Raw genomic sequence first — 15,483 nt, 5'->3', positions numbered from 1 at the left:
CAAAAACCTTTTTATATAATTCTTTATATAATTCAATTTTTATATTTTCCGCCAAGAAAGCTCTCGATATATCTTTCTAAAGAGTTTTTGCTTTTCAGAAATTCGCCGTATTTATACAAGGCCCATAATGCCTTAACCGCCCTTTCGGGTGTAGGATATGCTGGAATCCCGTTCTTGTCGAACTCTTTGCGCTCGAGGATCGCCGCCTCGCTCCAACCGGTATCTACGGCTACAACGGGTTTAGAATACTCTTTTGTTAGCCTTGAGAGTTCTTTGGCAAGTTCTACTGGGTCAGGTATTCCAGGAACTTGGTGTAAAGCTAGAATAGCTACCATGTCGACCTCTGAGCTCTCCAGTAATATCCTAGTGGCTTCTACGAACATTTCGCTAGAAGCCGAGCCTGTTAGGTCAACAGGATTAGATATTTGGGCAAACTCCGGTATTATACCATTCTTTTTCAATTCCTCAAGCTTTAAACGCGCCTCTAGTTTGAGCTCTGGAACCTGTAATCCAAGCATCTCTGCCATGTCTGTTGCCATAACGCCGGCTCCGCCGCCGTCAGTTACTATACCTACTCTTGGACCCCTGGGAGGGGGTTGGCTTGCAAATACCTTGGCGAAGTCAAAAAGCTCTTCTATGTCCTGGGCGCGTATAACGCCACTGCGCCTGAAGGCGGCCTCATAAATCTCATCTGATCCTGCAAGTGATGCTGTATGAGACGCGGCTGCCCTCTTACCGGCCTGGGTTCTCCCCGCCTTCATAGCGACTATTGGTTTCTTTAGTGAAACTTTTTCAGCTGTATCTACGAATTCTCTCCCCCTTTTGATGCTTTCAACATAAAGTAGAATAACCCTGGTCTTATCATCTTCGCCTAACTCTCTAATTAACTCAACCTCGTCTATGTCTGCCTTGTTTCCTATGCTGAAAAAGTATGACAAACCTATTCCTTCGCCGTGCATATAGTCTAATGCTGCCGTGCCGACTGCACCACTCTGCGAGATTAGGGCTACGTGGCCACGCGTGGGTCTAGGCGCGCTAAGTATCTCTCTACCATCCTTTAGTTTCTTAGTGTATGGGAGGAAAATCGTGTCTAGGCCGCTCCACGGGGAATATATGCCAACACAGTTTGGCCCTAGAATTCTGACTCCCTTGCTCCTGGCCTCCCTGACGAGTTCTTCTTCTAAATCCACACGGCCTATCTCGCTGAAACCAGAGGAAATAATTACGGCCGCTTTCACTCCTTGTTCGCCTAGTTCTCGAACAACAGCCGGAACTATCTTCGCTGGAACAACTATGATTGCAAGATCTGCCCCGCTGGGAACATCCTTTATGCTTTTATACACCTTATGTCCGAGGATTGAGTCAGCATTGGGATTAACCGGATAAATGGGTACGCGTAGAACCCCTTTTTCATAGTTTTCTAGAAGAATTTTGAATATCACGTGTCCAGGCTTGTCTTCCTCCCTAGAAGCGCCGACGAGTATTATTCCACTCGGCTCAAAGAACGGCTTAAGTTCATTGGGCAAATCCGACCCACCATGTTGAATTTCAAGACGACTAAATATTATTTATTATCGGTGTTGCTTATATCAACATAGTATTCTCAACAGGAGTTGAAACGGTCGATAAAAAGACTACACAAGAATTAGGTTTCTGAGAATAACTTCTTCTGGAAACCCTAGCTCTTTTCCAATGATGATTTTCTCCAGGTTTCTCGCCTCCAGGAAAGCGAGCGCATTATAGTAGTAGACGAAACCGATACTAACGGGGAACCTCAGGCTGATTTTTACCTCAATATCCTTTAAGAGGCTCATCTCAACGTTTTGCATAAGCTCTGTTGTCTTTAGGTTTTTCCAATCATCTGGAATGCCTGGTATTCTTACACGGAATCTTAGAGAACTTGCTAACTTGTAAATAATACTTGAATCGATTACCCGGGACCATACCAATATCTTTTTCTCAAGCTCTTCCCTTATTAAGTTCTGCAAAGCCTCTTTGGAGTCATTCGAGACTTTTAGCTCTTCGACTTTTCTTAGCAGATAGTTGTAATATAAGAGATCCAGCAAAAGCTCTCTTTCAGATTCTAGCGGCGTAGTGAAGTTGGGCGAAGGGGGAGCCTGGTAAACTGTCCTTGAGAGAGCCTCCCACAGCATGCCCTCCGTCTTAATTGTTGAGAGCTTGGCTGGGCCTAAATGACGCCCATAAGGATAGTAGATTACTGGACGCTGGGCTCCTAGAATGTAACGTAAATGTATCTTTATGTTTTCGACTTCAAGCTTGTCGAGTAAGGCTAGGACGAATCCAGATATCTCGGGGCCCGCTTTAGAGATAGTCTCGAGACGTGACACATATACCCTATAGATTTTTTCAAGTTTGGCATCAAGGGCATCTGTGTCGAGAATCGAAGAGTAGTCTTTGAAATCTGACAGTTTTTTCTCGCCTTTAAGAATGTCCTCGTAGTCTCCCCTTGACAGAAGTCTCGATTTGAGCCCGTGTGCCCTAACAGCCGCATAGGTCTCCATTTACACACCCCCTAGGAGTTTTACACGGACGAAGTCTTCTAACTCCTCCTCGACAACTCTCTCCTCAATCCTCCTGAGAACATCTGTTAAAGCCGGTATTAGGTTTTTCTCAAGACTGTTGACAACCCTATTTATATATAAGAGTTGTTCACTGATCTTCTCAACTGCCACTTCCTTATTAGCGACATCTATCATTGTCTTAACAGCGTTCCATAGCTGTTCGATTGTCTCCTTGTAGTCCGGGTCGGTTATCTGTGAAAAATCGGGATCGTGTACAATCCTAGCCTGGGGGACGGGTATGCCTTGATAACTCACGATTATGCTTGTAATTTTGGGAGGCTTTACTAATGAGGATACCGACCTGAATTCGAACTCTCCACGAGCTACACGCATTAAAGCGGCTCTTCGCGCTGCCTGGATAAATTCCTGCTCTGCTTTCGGCCTCTTTTGAAGCTCATCCATTATGCTTAATAATTCTTTGGCTAGCTGGTCGCGCCGCATCTGCAGGACGTCTTTCCCCCTCTTTACGAGCTCGAGTCTTCTTCGCAGGAGCTGTAAAGTTCCTCTTGAGGCTGGCAGAAAGGCCAGCTCGCTTAACACCATAGCTCTCAGCTCCTGTATGCTGGATGGTACTTTTCGATTAGTTTCCTTGGAATCCTTACGAGCTCCTCTTCAGGAAGGACCGCGAGAACCTTCCATCCCCTGTCAAGGGTTTCCTCTACGCTCCTGTTCTCGTGAAACGCCTGGCTCACAAAGTTATTCTCGAACTCCTCGGCAAACTTGAGGAACCTTCGCATTCGATCGCTGAGTCCCATTTCTCCAATAATTCTCGCCAGATCCCTGGCTCTAACGCCTCGGGAATATGCGTCGTATAACTGGTCGGCAAGGTACCTGTGATCCTCTCTAGTTTTTCCAGCACCTATACCCGCTTTCATGAGCCTGCTGAGGCTTGGGAGGACGTTAACAGGTGGATATATGCCTTGGGCATATAACTCCTGGCTGAGAAAGATCTGACCTTCAGTAATATACCCCGTAAGGTCCGGTATCGGATGCCTGAGGTCTCCACCGGGCATGGTGAGGATGGGAAAGAGCGTAATACTCCCCTTCTTGCCCTTTATTATACCTGCCCTCTCATAGAGGGTTGCAAGGTCACTGTACATGTATCCAGGGTATCCCATTCTACCCGGGATTTCGCCCCTCGCAGAGCTTACCTCGCGCAGGGCTTCACAATAGTTAGTCATGTCAGACATTATGACGAGTACATGCATGTCCAGGTCGAATGCAAGGTACTCGGCCACAGTCAGCGCGATTCTCGGGGTCATAAGCCGCTCAACAGCTGGATCGTCGGCAAGGTTAAGAACAGCTACAAGTCTTTCTATAGCTCCAGTCTCGCGGAATTGTTCCATAAAGAACTCTGCTTCTGTCTTCCTGAGGCCTAAACCAGCGAAGACTACGGCAAACTTTTCCCCCTCACCTCGGACTGTTGCTTGCCTTGCAACCTGTGCTGCCAGGAGGTTATGAGGTAGTCCTGAGACGCTAAATATGGGTAATTTTTGTCCTCTAACTATGCTGAAGAGGCCGTCGATCACGGAGACGCCTGTCTGGATGAAGTCGTGAGGGTACTCCCTGGCAACAGGGTTTATTGGTTCGCCTGTGATGTCGCGAAGCTCGCCCGTTATGACTGGAGGTAGGCCGTCTATCGGCTCGAAGCGCCCGTTAAAGATTCTACCTAGAATGTCTTCAGAGACTCTTATCTTAAATGTTGACCCCGTAAACTTCACGAGGGTATCCGTTTCGAGTCCCTCTCGGTCGCCTAAGACCTGGACTACAGCACTTCCTATGCTTGTCTCGAGGACTCTGCCGAATCTCTCCCTTTTGTCTTTCCCATATATTTTTACTACCTCGTCGTACGCAGCGTCTTCTACACCATCAAGTATCAATAGGCTTCCGCGGATCTCCTTTACACCGCGGTATATCTTCCCGGGGTATCGTTCTAAAATGCTACTGATTACTTCATCAGGCACTCCCCACCACCCCACCAACAGGTATGGAAACTTGAACCCCATGCCTCTCAGCTATCTCGTCTAGTTTCTGCATAATTCGGTTGTAGAGCTCTTTAACGGCTTCTAGTCCGCGCTCGTCCTCTTTTACTCTCATCATCTCATATACCTCAGGCAGCTTAGTGATTTCTTCTATTGAGACCCTCTTCTTTACTAGCTCGTAGGCCTTGTCGAAGAAGTCTATCATCATCTTTAACATCCAGTACTGTTTCTCAGGCTTGCAGAAAACGTCTTCACCGGTTAAAGCTGTCTGCCTTAGGAAACCCTCCTTAATTATCTCGGAGGTTAAGAGAATTAAGCGTTGGTCGTCAGGGAGAGCTCCCTCACCCACAACAGAGGCTATGGCTTCGATCTCGCTAGCAACAGTCATTAGTCGGAGGGCTCTTCTCCTATATTGAGGAAACTCAGGTGAGACGTTCTTGACCCACCATCTCTCAACGATGTCGGCATACTGGCTGAAACTTCTAAGCCAGTTTATAGCTGGGAAGTGTCTCCTGTATGCTAGATCCGTATCGAGCGCCCACATTACGCCAACAAATCTCAAGGTGTGTATGGTGACTGGCTCATTGTAGTCTCCTCCCGGCGGTGACACAGCACCTAAAACAGTAACAGAGCCTGTTCTCTCTGGTGTCCCTAAAGGCTTAACACGACCACCTCTCTCATAGAACTCGGCGATCTTGTCTGGAAGATAAGCCGGATACCCCCTCTCAACCGGGAGCTCGCCTAGCCTCCCAGCTATCTCCCGCAGGGCTTCGGCCCATCGGCTGGTGGAGTCTGCGATGAGCGTTACATCGTATCCCTGATCTCTATAGTATTCAGCTATGGTTATTCCCATGTATATGGAGGCCTCCCTAGCCGAAACCGGCATGTTTGAAGTATTGGCGATCACTATGCTCCTATCAATAATTGGTCGACCCGACTTAGGGTCTATTAGCTCAGGGAACTCCATCAACATTTCCGCTATCTCGTTACCTCGCTCCCCACAACCTATGTATATCACTATTTGTGAGTCGCTGTGCATAGCCACCTTATGTAGTGTTACAGTTTTCCCTGTCCCGAAACCGCCGGGAATTGCGCCGGCGCCACCTTTAGCTATGGGAAAGAACGTGTCGATGACCCTTTGACCTATTAGAAGGGGGACCTCGCTGGATAATCTCTCCTTATAGGGCCTAGCCTGCCTAACAGGCCATTCCTGCCTCATATATACGGCAGCTTCTCTCCCGTCTAGCTCTATTGTAGCAATAGGATCCTCAATGGTATAATCACCTTCTGGCACTATTTCCTTGATGCGTCCTTTCATACCTGGTGGTATCATAATTCTGTGCTCAACAAGGGGGGTTTCCTGTACTACGCCAATGATGTCTCCGGCTTCTACGCGGGTGCCCTTGCTCACCCTTGGTGTAAAGTGCCATTTCTTGTTCCTAGGCAGAGGGTTAACCTTTACACCTCTTTTAACGAATGGCCCCACGAGTTCTCGTATATCCTCTAAGGGCCTCTGGACGCCGTCAAAGACGCTTGCCATAAGTCCTGGTCCCAGCTCAGCCACCAGGAGTTTGCCTGTTCCTATAATCGGCTCCTTTGGTCGGAGCCCGCTTGTATCCTCGTAAACTTGGGCTGCGAAGTAGTCTGGACCTATTCGCACAACCTCCCCTAATAGGCCTTCTTGTCCAACGTATACAACTTCGCCAAGCTTGACGTCGCTTATTCCCTTGCCTATAACCACAGGGCCAGAGATTCTGGCTATATAGCCCCTACGATCACTCATAGCGATTTACCTGCCCTTGAGACTTGTAAATAAGACACATTAATTTTTTTCCACACCTAGATGTGGTCGAGATCACGGCATTCAGTAACGGCAATTGTAAAATATGGTTTTAGAGCCAGTTACAATGAAGACAATGATACTTAAAGAGGTAGTCACTGTCGCCCTAATTGCGCTTGCGGTCACTAGCATCCCTCTCGAGTACAACAAAACACGCTACGTAATTGTAGCTCAGATGATAATTCAGGGAAACGGCGTTGTGGACAAAGATGTTTTTGCTAGAGCCTTTCGCATCGCACCCGACATCCCTGGCTGGCAGGAATTAAAAAATGCCACCTTGCTAATCAATTCGAGGACAACTGCGTTTTCCATGGTGAAAGACGAGGACGGAAACAAGTTTGCGTATCCTGGCCCACTATCATTCGCGGGAAAGGTGAACATAACGCTTGTACAAACAGTTGAGGTAATACGTCCGCCATTTCGTAAGGTGGCTGAGATGCCCTCTGACGTCGAGGGGTATCCCGCTAACATAAATGAACTTTCCAAATCCCAATTTTGGGCATGCAAAGCACAGAACGCAAACTTTACAAGTCTACTAAGCATAGGACGGGAAATAAAAGCCGCCTCAACCAATATTCGAGAGTATGTTTCAAGATCAGCCGATTGGGTTTATAGAAACATCAAATATACCGCGAACACTTTAGGTGGTGTTCAATGCCCCGGGGTGACTTTGTCGCGGAGAGAAGGGGCCTGCGCAGATATCCATGCATTGCTCACTGCACTGCTTAGGATTGGTGGGGTTGATGCTTACTTGGCTTATGCCTATGTTTTTATCCCTGAGAGGAACATAACCCAAAACATCGATAAGTGGACCTATACCCTCTACGCCGTAGAGCCGCACGTTTTTACCATGATAAACTCCTCAGGCTACGTCTTCCCGATCGATTTAACTGCTAACACTGCACCAGTTTTTCCCGACTTCACTAGGGGCTCTGCAGTGAACCAGCTCGACAATATAATAGTCATGGGGTGGATTAAGAAGTCCACTCCAGACACTTTCCTAGCGATCTTCGCGCCTAACGGCGCATCGAGGGTTAGCTATACTGTAAAGATTAGAGAGGATACTCAAGGCCCTCCTAGCATGTGGTTAGTAGTGATCGCAATACTAGTCTCAGCAGCTCTGATAATACACAAGGAGAAGTCTACTTGAGGGGGGCACCGCAGAAGGGACATATTAGGTGAAGGTCGCCGTAAGGCAGTTCACGCCCGCAGTGGGGACAAACCTTAACTCCCTGCCTGGATGGCTGAATAGGTTGAGTCTCAAAGCTAGGTTGTCGCGCTTGAACAGGCTTCTGTAAAGGCTGCTGCGGTCTTGCATAAGCTGATACTCGAGCTTCCCCCCTAGCTTGTTGCGGCTGTTGTAACAACATGTCTGAGGCGCTTTGTAAAACGGCTGGCTGCTGCGGGACACGTCGTTGCGGGGCCTGCTGGGGGACACCCGGGTGTACGGGCTTTAGGGGGCTCTGAACGCGTGAAGGCTGGGGTTGAGGTTGAGCCTGTTGTAGAGTCGGTATCGGCTGCTCTGTCCTCTGAGTAAGAAGCCCTGCTAATCTCATGTAAAGCTTATAGTTGTAGGCCTCCTGAAGATAATAGTTCATCAAAAGTAGTCCAAGACCGGCAAGAACAACTGCCATGATTGAATACATATGATCATAGCCGGGCGCCAGAAAATAAGCAATAATGAATAGCAGGGGAGACAGTATTAACGTAAGTCCTATTATAAGAGCCTTCAGCCTCATTCTCCGAAACTCTTCATTTACAGGATCCACTGGAGCTTCCCGTGAAGACACCCTTCTAGGTTTAGACCGACTCACACACTTCACGCTGCACAGCTAACTATTTAAGATTGCGGATGAGGCTTGTTTAGAGTAGGCACACCGGGAAAGGAGTAGTTGCCTCTACTACGCCTGTGTGGTCTGCTGAGCCGCTACGAGTTTTCTTATTATGGCTTTCTCGCCCTCTATCTCTATGTCTGCCATCGCGCTTTCACTAATAGTTTTGACGAGATCCTCGTCCTCCAAGAGCAACCTTGGAGATGAGAGCTTAACTTCGAGGCCCAGCGTCTCGGCCAGCTCTTGAAGCGTGTAAGTAATATCTCGAACCTTGCTTTTCACATCTACAACACTGTCCAATGCGGTGAGAAGATATTTCTGGATCTGTAAGAGAGCTTTCCTATGCTTGTCTGGAAGATCCTCGCTTTCGAGGAGATCCTCGACAACCTCTAATGCTTTGATAACCTGACTACGCATACATCTATACGTATGGCGTTGAAGTAAAAATCCAGGTTAAACTTGGCAAATCTTAGCTTCAATTCTATTACAAACGTATTACAAGATTACTTAAGAGAGAGAACGTAAAGTATCCTGTTCAAAGGATGGGGATGAGACGAAGGGATACACCGTGATTTTAACCTTTCTAGTGGTTTCTCGCTTCTGAGAAGCACGGGATACTCCAGCTTTACCAGTGCGCTAACCAGGTTTTCTGCACCGGAAGCTTGTGCCGCTTCTCGATCGGCGGCGAATTCTATCCTCCAGAGAAGGCGGGAGACAACATACATGTATGCGAGCAAGTACACTGCGATTACTGGAAACAATACATAAAATGACGTAATAAGGTAAGTTCTCACAATGTACTCTAGGCTGAGTAGCGAAAAAACCTTTAATATGTGCCTGTTCTTGAGGTGGGCAAGCTCGTGAGCCAGAACCGCCTCGACCTCCCTTTGGCTCAAATCCAATAACAAGCCCACAGTCAAATATATCCTCGCAAGCTTTGGGATTAAACCCAAAGCGTAAGCGTTCCTTCGAGAAGAGGGCACAATACACAAATCAGCTTTCACCCCAACTTTTTTACACACGGATTGCAGAATATCAGCAAGGCTTATCTCTTCAACAGTTACCCTCTCATAACTTAACCCTATGTCATCCAACAATCTCTTTATTCTCTCTTCGTCTAGAACTCTTCTTTCCCGTGAAAGAATGTGTTTCACTATAGCTAAGAGTGTTACATCCTCGCTTGATAGTTCGATAAGCTGCACTCGAACAAGGAAGAGAGTTTTAGAGTCCCGAGGAACCCTTATACAGCTTGACCCACGATAGACGAGTGGAAGTATTGACAGGAAAACGAGCAAGGCCATTATTGTCACAAGCGAGGCTAGCAAAGGTGTCGCAATCCCATATAGGCTGAAGAGAATGGGGAGAGCGACGGATGCAATGATAAGAAAGACGGGGACTAGATTTTGTGTTGCCTGGAAAAACCATGAGCCAAGTCCCATTTCAGGGTACGCTTCAATCTGCTTACCATCCGATAATACAAGTATAACCTCAGGGTTATCGCGACACTCCAAGAGAAAATGATCTAGTATCGTCTTCCTAAATATCTTTAGAGCTTTTTCGCTCTCCGAACAGGCCCTTATCACGCCCCCAGTGTATTCTAGAGTAATATCGAAGCCTTCAAGTGTAAAGCTTATGACACCACCATTACTTTCACTGGGACTGAATCCAAACCCTTGAAGCTTAGCGAGAAAATCTGATTTTGAAAAACCAGGAGATAAACAAACAAGCGGTAAAAAGAATAAACTACACTTTTTCTTGGGATGACCGCTCATCTTATCCTCCAAGCGTTTAGCCGATCTCTATTTCGGCCACTTCCTCTTCCTTCCTAGGCCTGAAGAACAGCGCCGAAGTCACCGCCGCTGCAGCAGAGACAGCTGCTACTTCCATGGCTGTAACAGGCCCTACGAAGGGTATATCGAAGAGTATGCCAGTGTTTATGTCGACATTCTTGTCACCGTCGAGTGTGACTTTCATCGATGATGTTATCCTCTTGTACTGTGCCGTGACGGTGTACACTCCTACTGGCATCTGGTTGAAGACCACGCTTCCGGAAGAGTCGCTCTCCAAGGTTTGTGTATAGTTGCCGTTAGTTATAGTGACTGAGGCTCCGGCGATAGGGTTGCCCAGTGCGTTTTTCACGTTTACAGTCAACCTGTATACCTTGCACTCTATGTTGAAGTCAGTGTCTATCAGTGTTCCAAGAGTCAGTGCAGCAATAGTTGAACCCTTGAAGTTGGCCCTGATACTGTAAACTCCTGGTGTATAGACGTTAATTGACGCTACACCGTCAACCCCGCTTACCACCTGGGCGGTCTGTGGGCCTTCCACAGAGACTTGGACACCTGGTACAGGGTTACCTTTAGGATCAGTGAATATCATCTTTACCGGCTTCCATGATATCTCGACAAAGTAGTCTCCCTCCTCTATACTATCCCCGTTCTTTACCTGTATTGATGCTTCAGTCTTTTCAATCACGGCACTGCGCCAAGTCCCAAGCCAGTTGGATGTGAAGCTCTCGACTCCCTCGATCTTCTGGCCTCCAGGTAGTGTTATCGATTGAATGGTAGCGATTGTTGGTACCTGTACTACCAAGTACGCACTATAAGCATCAGCCACGTCTTTCTTGTTTATGGTGGCTACAAGCCCTTTAGGCGTCCATGTTCCTATTTGTCTGTAATAGATCGGTATCACGATGGCTTGGATATCATGTCCCTCGTTATTGGAGATGACGGCTGAGTTACCGTAAACGAGGAAGGCCTTTATCCAGTAGTTCATCAGTAAGGGTGGTATTAAGAGAGATGCTCCCCTTATTTCGAATTCTTCACTCCTCTCGAATGCCTTGTCAACTAGAGCGCCTGTTACGCGAGCGTCACTTGAAAGGGGACCTGGAGTGACTGAGTATAAGACGATAATGAAGCCCAGGGTGTTCCAGCCTGCCTTGCTCTTCAACATGTAGTTTTTAGAAGTCTTGGCCGGAATAGTGACCTCCATGTATCGATCCTCAATTACGAGAAAGCTGTTTGGCAGCTTGTAGTCGTCCCCCACATTAAAAGCTATTTTGTACTTCCCGAAGCCTATCGTCGTAGCATCAAATTCTACGTGCTTAGGATCTACCTTGAAGGCCCCAGCGGGAAGCTTGTCCTGCATACTAAGGCTTGTGAGCTCATTCCCCTTCGGGTCAGTCACGGATTTGACGGCATAGGGCGCGTAATTGTCAATGGTGACTTTTACGACTACCTGGAGCCCAGTATCCTTGAACTCGCTCGTATCGATAGTTAAGTTGTCTTGTAGAGGAACCCAACTGCTCCTCTTGAAGACTGTTACCAGCTTAGCCTTCACCGTACCATTGTAGCCATTACTACCTAAAGTTATCTCTCCAGAAAACGAGGTGACAGACGCCAAAACATCCATGTTTTTACTTATCTTATCATATTCGATCGGGATCACTTGAGCTGGAGTTTTTCCTTCGAACACTACGGTAAAAGATTCGAGCGTGAATCCCGGGGGAGCGGCATAACTGGAGAGCTTTATTATGCTCTTGCTTCCAAAGTCAAGCTCGACGTTCTCCTCGGTTCTGAGCAAATAGTCTACACGCGCATAAAACACGGGTGTTGTCTCTGCTGCAAGTATCGTAGCAGCTACACTGCTTAGCAAGATTACGAGCAATACGGATACTATCAACCTTCTCATGTACGTCAAATATTCAAACATGAAACAGACAAAATTATGCTTCAAATACAAATGTGAAAAAGACGGATATAGTATCTTTGTACTACGCTAAGCCTACTCTTCTTCTATCCATGATCCCAGGAGCTTTAAGAGGCTTAGAAGAAGAGGAGAAAAGCCCGACTATCCAAAGTTATCGAGATACATGTTAATGCTTAAAGAAGAGTTTGCATGTGCACACAACGGTAAAAGCGCATCTATGCATCTCACAACAAGCCAAACATAAATTTTAAATGAGTCAGCTTAAATAAAGGAGTTGAGCCGGGGTAGCTCAGCCAGGTGGAGCGCCCGGCTGTTAACCGGGCGGTCCCGGGTTCGAAACATAGCCTATGAGGCTATGCGGGAATCCCGGCCCCGGCGCTTTTTACAGTGTATAGAAAGTAAAGGTAGGGTCTCTTCATGGTTCTTTGTTTTCGGGTATTTTTTCCTTTTCTTAAAAAATAGAAAAACATTAAATAGTTAAAAAGATAAAAATAAAGAATAGGTGTCATCTACATTGCCAAGGATTATTAACGAGAGGAATCTGACGCTCGCTGAGTTACGGGAAATCCTTGAGAAAGAGGAAAGGGTTAGAGAGCTTACAAACCTCGAGCGATACACTCTGGAGTATGCTAGAAGGTTTTCTAAGGAAAATGACCCCCAGCGAGCAAGGGCTAAAGTTGAGGAGCTTATAAAAACCTTTGACATACCAGAGGATATTGCGGTTCAACTCGTTAATCTGAAACCCCAAGATCCGGGAGAGATCAGACTCGTATTTTTACCATTGAGTAAAGTCTTTTCAGAAGAGGATTATAAACGCATCTTGGAGATCGTTAACTCTGAGTAACTTTTCACAAGCTTCTCTTGGGGTTGTCACATGTTTAGGCATGATTTCAGAAGAACCCTCAGGACTCCTGAGAGCTCCCTAATTGTATTAGACGTTCTGCCATATGGGGATCCTATAAGAAGGATACCTTATCCTCTCGTCCAGGGGATAGGCGAGGAGAAACTTTTACTGATGGAGCTCAGAGTGGATGAAAAGATAATACCCCAGGTGAAAGTAGGGGAGAAAATGGATCTTGCGGCAGGCGTAGAGGCCGGCCTTATACATTCTGTTAGAATTATAAGACATGAAGACCTGACAGGGAACGCTAAGTCTATCTTAAGAGACATCGTGTCGAATATTGTCCTAGAGAGGGAGAAAAAATTCGTAGAATTCTTTAATAAAGCGCAACCACTGTCTAAAAAGGCCCATGAGCTCGAACTCCTAAAAGGGATAGGTAAGAAGACGCTCTGGAAAATTCTCGAGGAACGGAGTAAAAAGCCTTTTGAGTCATTTGAAGATCTTGAGAGGCGAACGGGCATCAAGCCCGTAGAGCTCCTTGTGGATCGGATCTTGGAGGAGTTGAGCGAGCCCCAGGTACGCTATCTTTTCGTTAATCCACCTTTCGGCCCTTCTTCGCGTCCTTCACCCCCCTACGAGGGGCGCAGAGATACACACTTTAGGCATGGTTTTTAAGATGCCTGAAAGCCTAGTTGTAGGTCAAAATGATCGTGGAGGTTGCCAAGGAAATACTCGAAAATGGATACGTGCTTTGCGATTCGTGCCTCGGTAGGCTTTTCGGCTTAAGAGGTTATGGTCTAAGCAATGCTGAACGCGGGAAGGCTATAAAGACCGTTCTTTTTCTAGAAGCATATAAGAGCTCTCCCCGAGAACTTAACTTGAAACTTTTGAGGAGTCTTAGCGCTGGGGGGTTTGAGCCTGCGAGAATTATTCTTTCAAGTTTAGAGGGACAAACTACCGTCCGTGAGAAGTGTCACGTTTGTGGAGGTATAACCGAAAGATACGAGGATATAGCCGCTCAGGCTGCTAGGGAGGCTTTAAGCTACGAGTTTAAGACCTTCCAGTTTGGAGTTAGACTGCCACTTGAAACTCTTAAGAGGGAAGAAGAGTTGTGGCGCAGATATAAGCTCAGTGACGCAGAGTCACTCAAAAATGAAGTGACTCGTGAAGTAGGGAAAATTTTTTCAAGAATCACTGGAAAAGAATACGATCCAGAGAAGCCTGATTTACTCATAATACTTGATTTAGAGGGGGACAATATTGAGATGATCCCTCAACCGGTCTTTGTATGTGGAAGATATAGAAAACTCGTCAGGGGGCTACCTCAGAACCCTTGGCCCTACTCAGACGACAGAATAAAATACAAGACCTCTATAGAAGAACTTATCGCACAGCCAGCTATAGAGCTTTTCCAAGCAACGGGTGCAAGATTCCATGCAGGGGGAAGAGAAGATATAGATGTTAGGACACTTGGTACAGGCAGGCCTTTCGTTCTAGAGCTAAGGCGTCCTAGGAAACGTAGTGTAAACCTGGAAGAACTCGAGCGTCTAATTAATACTCGCGCGGGTGGATTAATTGAAGTTGAAGGCCTTGCTTACTGCGAGCGTAGAAGTATCAAAACGCTTAAGAGTCTAGCGGAAATAGCCAGGAAAACATATCGAGCCCTTGTTACTTTCTCGTCACCAATATCGGATGAGGACATAGAAAAAATAAACAGTAGTTTTAATGGCGTGACAGTTGAACAGAAAACTCCTACTAGAGTCCTACATCGGAGGGCCGACAAGTTGAGGCGTAAAGTTGTATACAGGGTTGAGGCCTCCAGAGTCTCCGACCGAGAAATCGAACTTCTAATTGATGCCCAAGGAGGATTCTATATCAAGGAATTTATTCATGGAGACGGGGGCCGTACTAACCCCAGCATAGCCGGAATTCTCGGGAAGAGCGTAGAGAAGATAGAACTAGACGTTATAAATATCGACTAGAGGAAGAAATGGCTATCGAGAACAGACAATTGAAGGCTAAGAGCCTGCTTGTTTAAATGGGATAATGTGTTCAGATGTTGTTATGATTTTCTTGATCTTGTTCCCAACTCGGATCTCGATAACGTAAGCCCTTCCTCTGCGCTCTATTATCTTCCCCACCTTTCCTTGATATCTACGATGTGGCGCTGTTTCTATGAACGTTGGGTTGACATCAATAACAACAGTATCACCTATATTGTACTCTTGCATTAGCCTGCTTAACCCTCTATATCCTCGTAACCTGGGGGTTATCCTAAAGATCTTTCTTCCGCGGCTTCTATAGCCATGGGAGTGCCTCATCTAACAGTACACCGCGTTGAATGTCTCTGGAGGTAATTTAAATGTTTCTTTTCATAGTGTGCCCGACAGAAGTATTTTTCTATATTTTCGGAGGAGTAGGAACATAGATGCTACACTAGGATAAGGTTTTAAATGAGAGAGGTGCGGGGGCCGGGATTCGAACCCGGGCAGGCCGACGCCAGCGGAGCTCTTATCTCTGTGATCCTAAGTCCGCCCCCTTTGTCCTAGCTCGGGCACCCCCGCCAGTGTTGATAAGTTAGTAAAAGGGTAAAATATTTTTCTAGGCTATAGACCGTGAGGAGCATAATAATTTTCACTACAAATCCAGAGCACTTTTCTATGAGGCCCCAGGCAGGCCGAAGCCATTCCCACTCTCT

General features: G+C 46.6%; 14 protein-coding genes and 2 tRNA genes. 5 read left to right on the top strand and 11 right to left on the bottom strand.

What is annotated here, in order from left to right; genetic code table 11:
* Positions 1 to 32 precede the first annotated feature (32 nt).
* From MA03_RS08275 to MA03_RS08255, 5 genes are all read right to left on the bottom strand, one after another.
* The gene (locus MA03_RS08275) at positions 33 to 1,526 is read right to left on the bottom strand and encodes an acetate--CoA ligase family protein (RefSeq protein ID WP_052884787.1); all 1,494 of its coding nucleotides are present in this window, start codon (positions 1,524 to 1,526) and stop codon (positions 33 to 35) included.
* 108 nt (positions 1,527 to 1,634) lie between these two features.
* On the bottom strand, positions 1,635 to 2,522 hold the full coding sequence (locus tag MA03_RS08270) for a V-type ATPase subunit (protein WP_052884786.1): 888 nt from the start codon (positions 2,520 to 2,522) through the stop codon (positions 1,635 to 1,637).
* A complete protein-coding gene (locus MA03_RS08265; protein WP_052884785.1) occupies positions 2,523 to 3,125 on the bottom strand; it encodes a V-type ATP synthase subunit D in 603 nt (200 codons plus the stop codon).
* A gap of 5 nt (positions 3,126 to 3,130) precedes the next feature.
* The gene (locus MA03_RS08260) at positions 3,131 to 4,546 is read right to left on the bottom strand and encodes a V-type ATP synthase subunit B (RefSeq protein WP_236944879.1); all 1,416 of its coding nucleotides are present in this window, start codon (positions 4,544 to 4,546) and stop codon (positions 3,131 to 3,133) included.
* Entirely contained in the window at positions 4,539 to 6,347 is a 1,809-nt protein-coding gene (locus tag MA03_RS08255) for a V-type ATP synthase subunit A (RefSeq protein WP_052884784.1), read from the bottom strand. Before MA03_RS08255 ends, MA03_RS08260 begins: the two co-directional genes overlap by 8 nt.
* Positions 6,348 to 6,471: 124 nt before the next feature.
* Between MA03_RS08255 and MA03_RS08250 the strand changes: the two genes are divergently transcribed.
* Positions 6,472 to 7,554, top strand: coding sequence for a transglutaminase-like domain-containing protein (locus MA03_RS08250; protein ID WP_191118571.1), 1,083 nt, complete (start codon positions 6,472 to 6,474; stop codon positions 7,552 to 7,554).
* On the opposite strand, the gene MA03_RS08245 is transcribed toward MA03_RS08250, so the two are convergent.
* The 4 genes from MA03_RS08245 to MA03_RS08230 all read right to left on the bottom strand — a co-directional run bounded on the left by MA03_RS08245 (position 7,547) and on the right by MA03_RS08230 (position 11,947).
* The gene (locus MA03_RS08245; protein ID WP_191118570.1) at positions 7,547 to 8,218 is read right to left on the bottom strand and encodes a zinc ribbon domain-containing protein; all 672 of its coding nucleotides are present in this window, start codon (positions 8,216 to 8,218) and stop codon (positions 7,547 to 7,549) included. The two genes, MA03_RS08250 and MA03_RS08245, sit on opposite strands and share 8 nt — an antisense overlap.
* 87 nt (positions 8,219 to 8,305) lie before the next feature.
* Positions 8,306 to 8,653, bottom strand: coding sequence for a hypothetical protein (locus tag MA03_RS08240; protein WP_052884781.1), 348 nt, complete (start codon positions 8,651 to 8,653; stop codon positions 8,306 to 8,308).
* Positions 8,654 to 8,739: 86 nt separating this feature from the next.
* Positions 8,740 to 10,008: a M48 family metallopeptidase gene (locus MA03_RS08235; RefSeq protein ID WP_052884780.1), complete on the bottom strand. Its 1,269-nt coding sequence runs from the start codon at positions 10,006 to 10,008 to the stop codon at positions 8,740 to 8,742.
* A gap of 16 nt (positions 10,009 to 10,024) precedes the next feature.
* Complete coding sequence (locus MA03_RS08230) at positions 10,025 to 11,947, bottom strand: carboxypeptidase-like regulatory domain-containing protein (RefSeq protein WP_052884779.1); 1,923 nt, start codon at positions 11,945 to 11,947, stop codon at positions 10,025 to 10,027.
* Positions 11,948 to 12,222: 275 nt separating this feature from the next.
* On the opposite strand from MA03_RS08230, the gene MA03_RS08225 reads away from it, so the two are divergent.
* From MA03_RS08225 to MA03_RS08210, 4 genes are all read left to right on the top strand, one after another.
* Positions 12,223 to 12,322: transfer RNA gene (locus MA03_RS08225), tRNA-Asn, on the top strand.
* 124 nt (positions 12,323 to 12,446) lie between these two features.
* On the top strand, positions 12,447 to 12,788 hold the full coding sequence (locus MA03_RS08220) for an RNA polymerase Rpb4 family protein (protein ID WP_052884778.1): 342 nt from the start codon (positions 12,447 to 12,449) through the stop codon (positions 12,786 to 12,788).
* 30 nt (positions 12,789 to 12,818) lie between these two features.
* A complete protein-coding gene (locus tag MA03_RS08215; protein WP_052884777.1) occupies positions 12,819 to 13,460 on the top strand; it encodes a DUF655 domain-containing protein in 642 nt (213 codons plus the stop codon).
* A gap of 35 nt (positions 13,461 to 13,495) precedes the next feature.
* Positions 13,496 to 14,767 carry a tRNA pseudouridine(54/55) synthase Pus10 gene (locus tag MA03_RS08210; protein WP_219731636.1) on the top strand — a complete coding sequence of 424 codons (1,272 nt, stop codon included), beginning with the start codon at positions 13,496 to 13,498 and terminating at the stop codon, positions 14,765 to 14,767.
* 36 nt (positions 14,768 to 14,803) lie between these two features.
* Here MA03_RS08210 and MA03_RS08205 read toward each other — a convergent pair whose 3' ends face one another.
* The gene (locus tag MA03_RS08205; protein WP_052884775.1) at positions 14,804 to 15,106 is read right to left on the bottom strand and encodes a 50S ribosomal protein L21e; all 303 of its coding nucleotides are present in this window, start codon (positions 15,104 to 15,106) and stop codon (positions 14,804 to 14,806) included.
* Positions 15,107 to 15,248: 142 nt separating this feature from the next.
* Positions 15,249 to 15,349, bottom strand: a tRNA-Leu gene (locus MA03_RS08200).
* Between the last annotated feature and the right edge of the window lie 134 nt (positions 15,350 to 15,483).

It is taken from the genome of Thermofilum uzonense (genome assembly GCF_000993805.1).
Classification (GTDB): Archaea; Thermoproteota; Thermoprotei; order Thermofilales; family Thermofilaceae; genus Thermofilum; species Thermofilum uzonense.
This window is presented reverse-complemented; position numbering and strand designations above follow the sequence as displayed.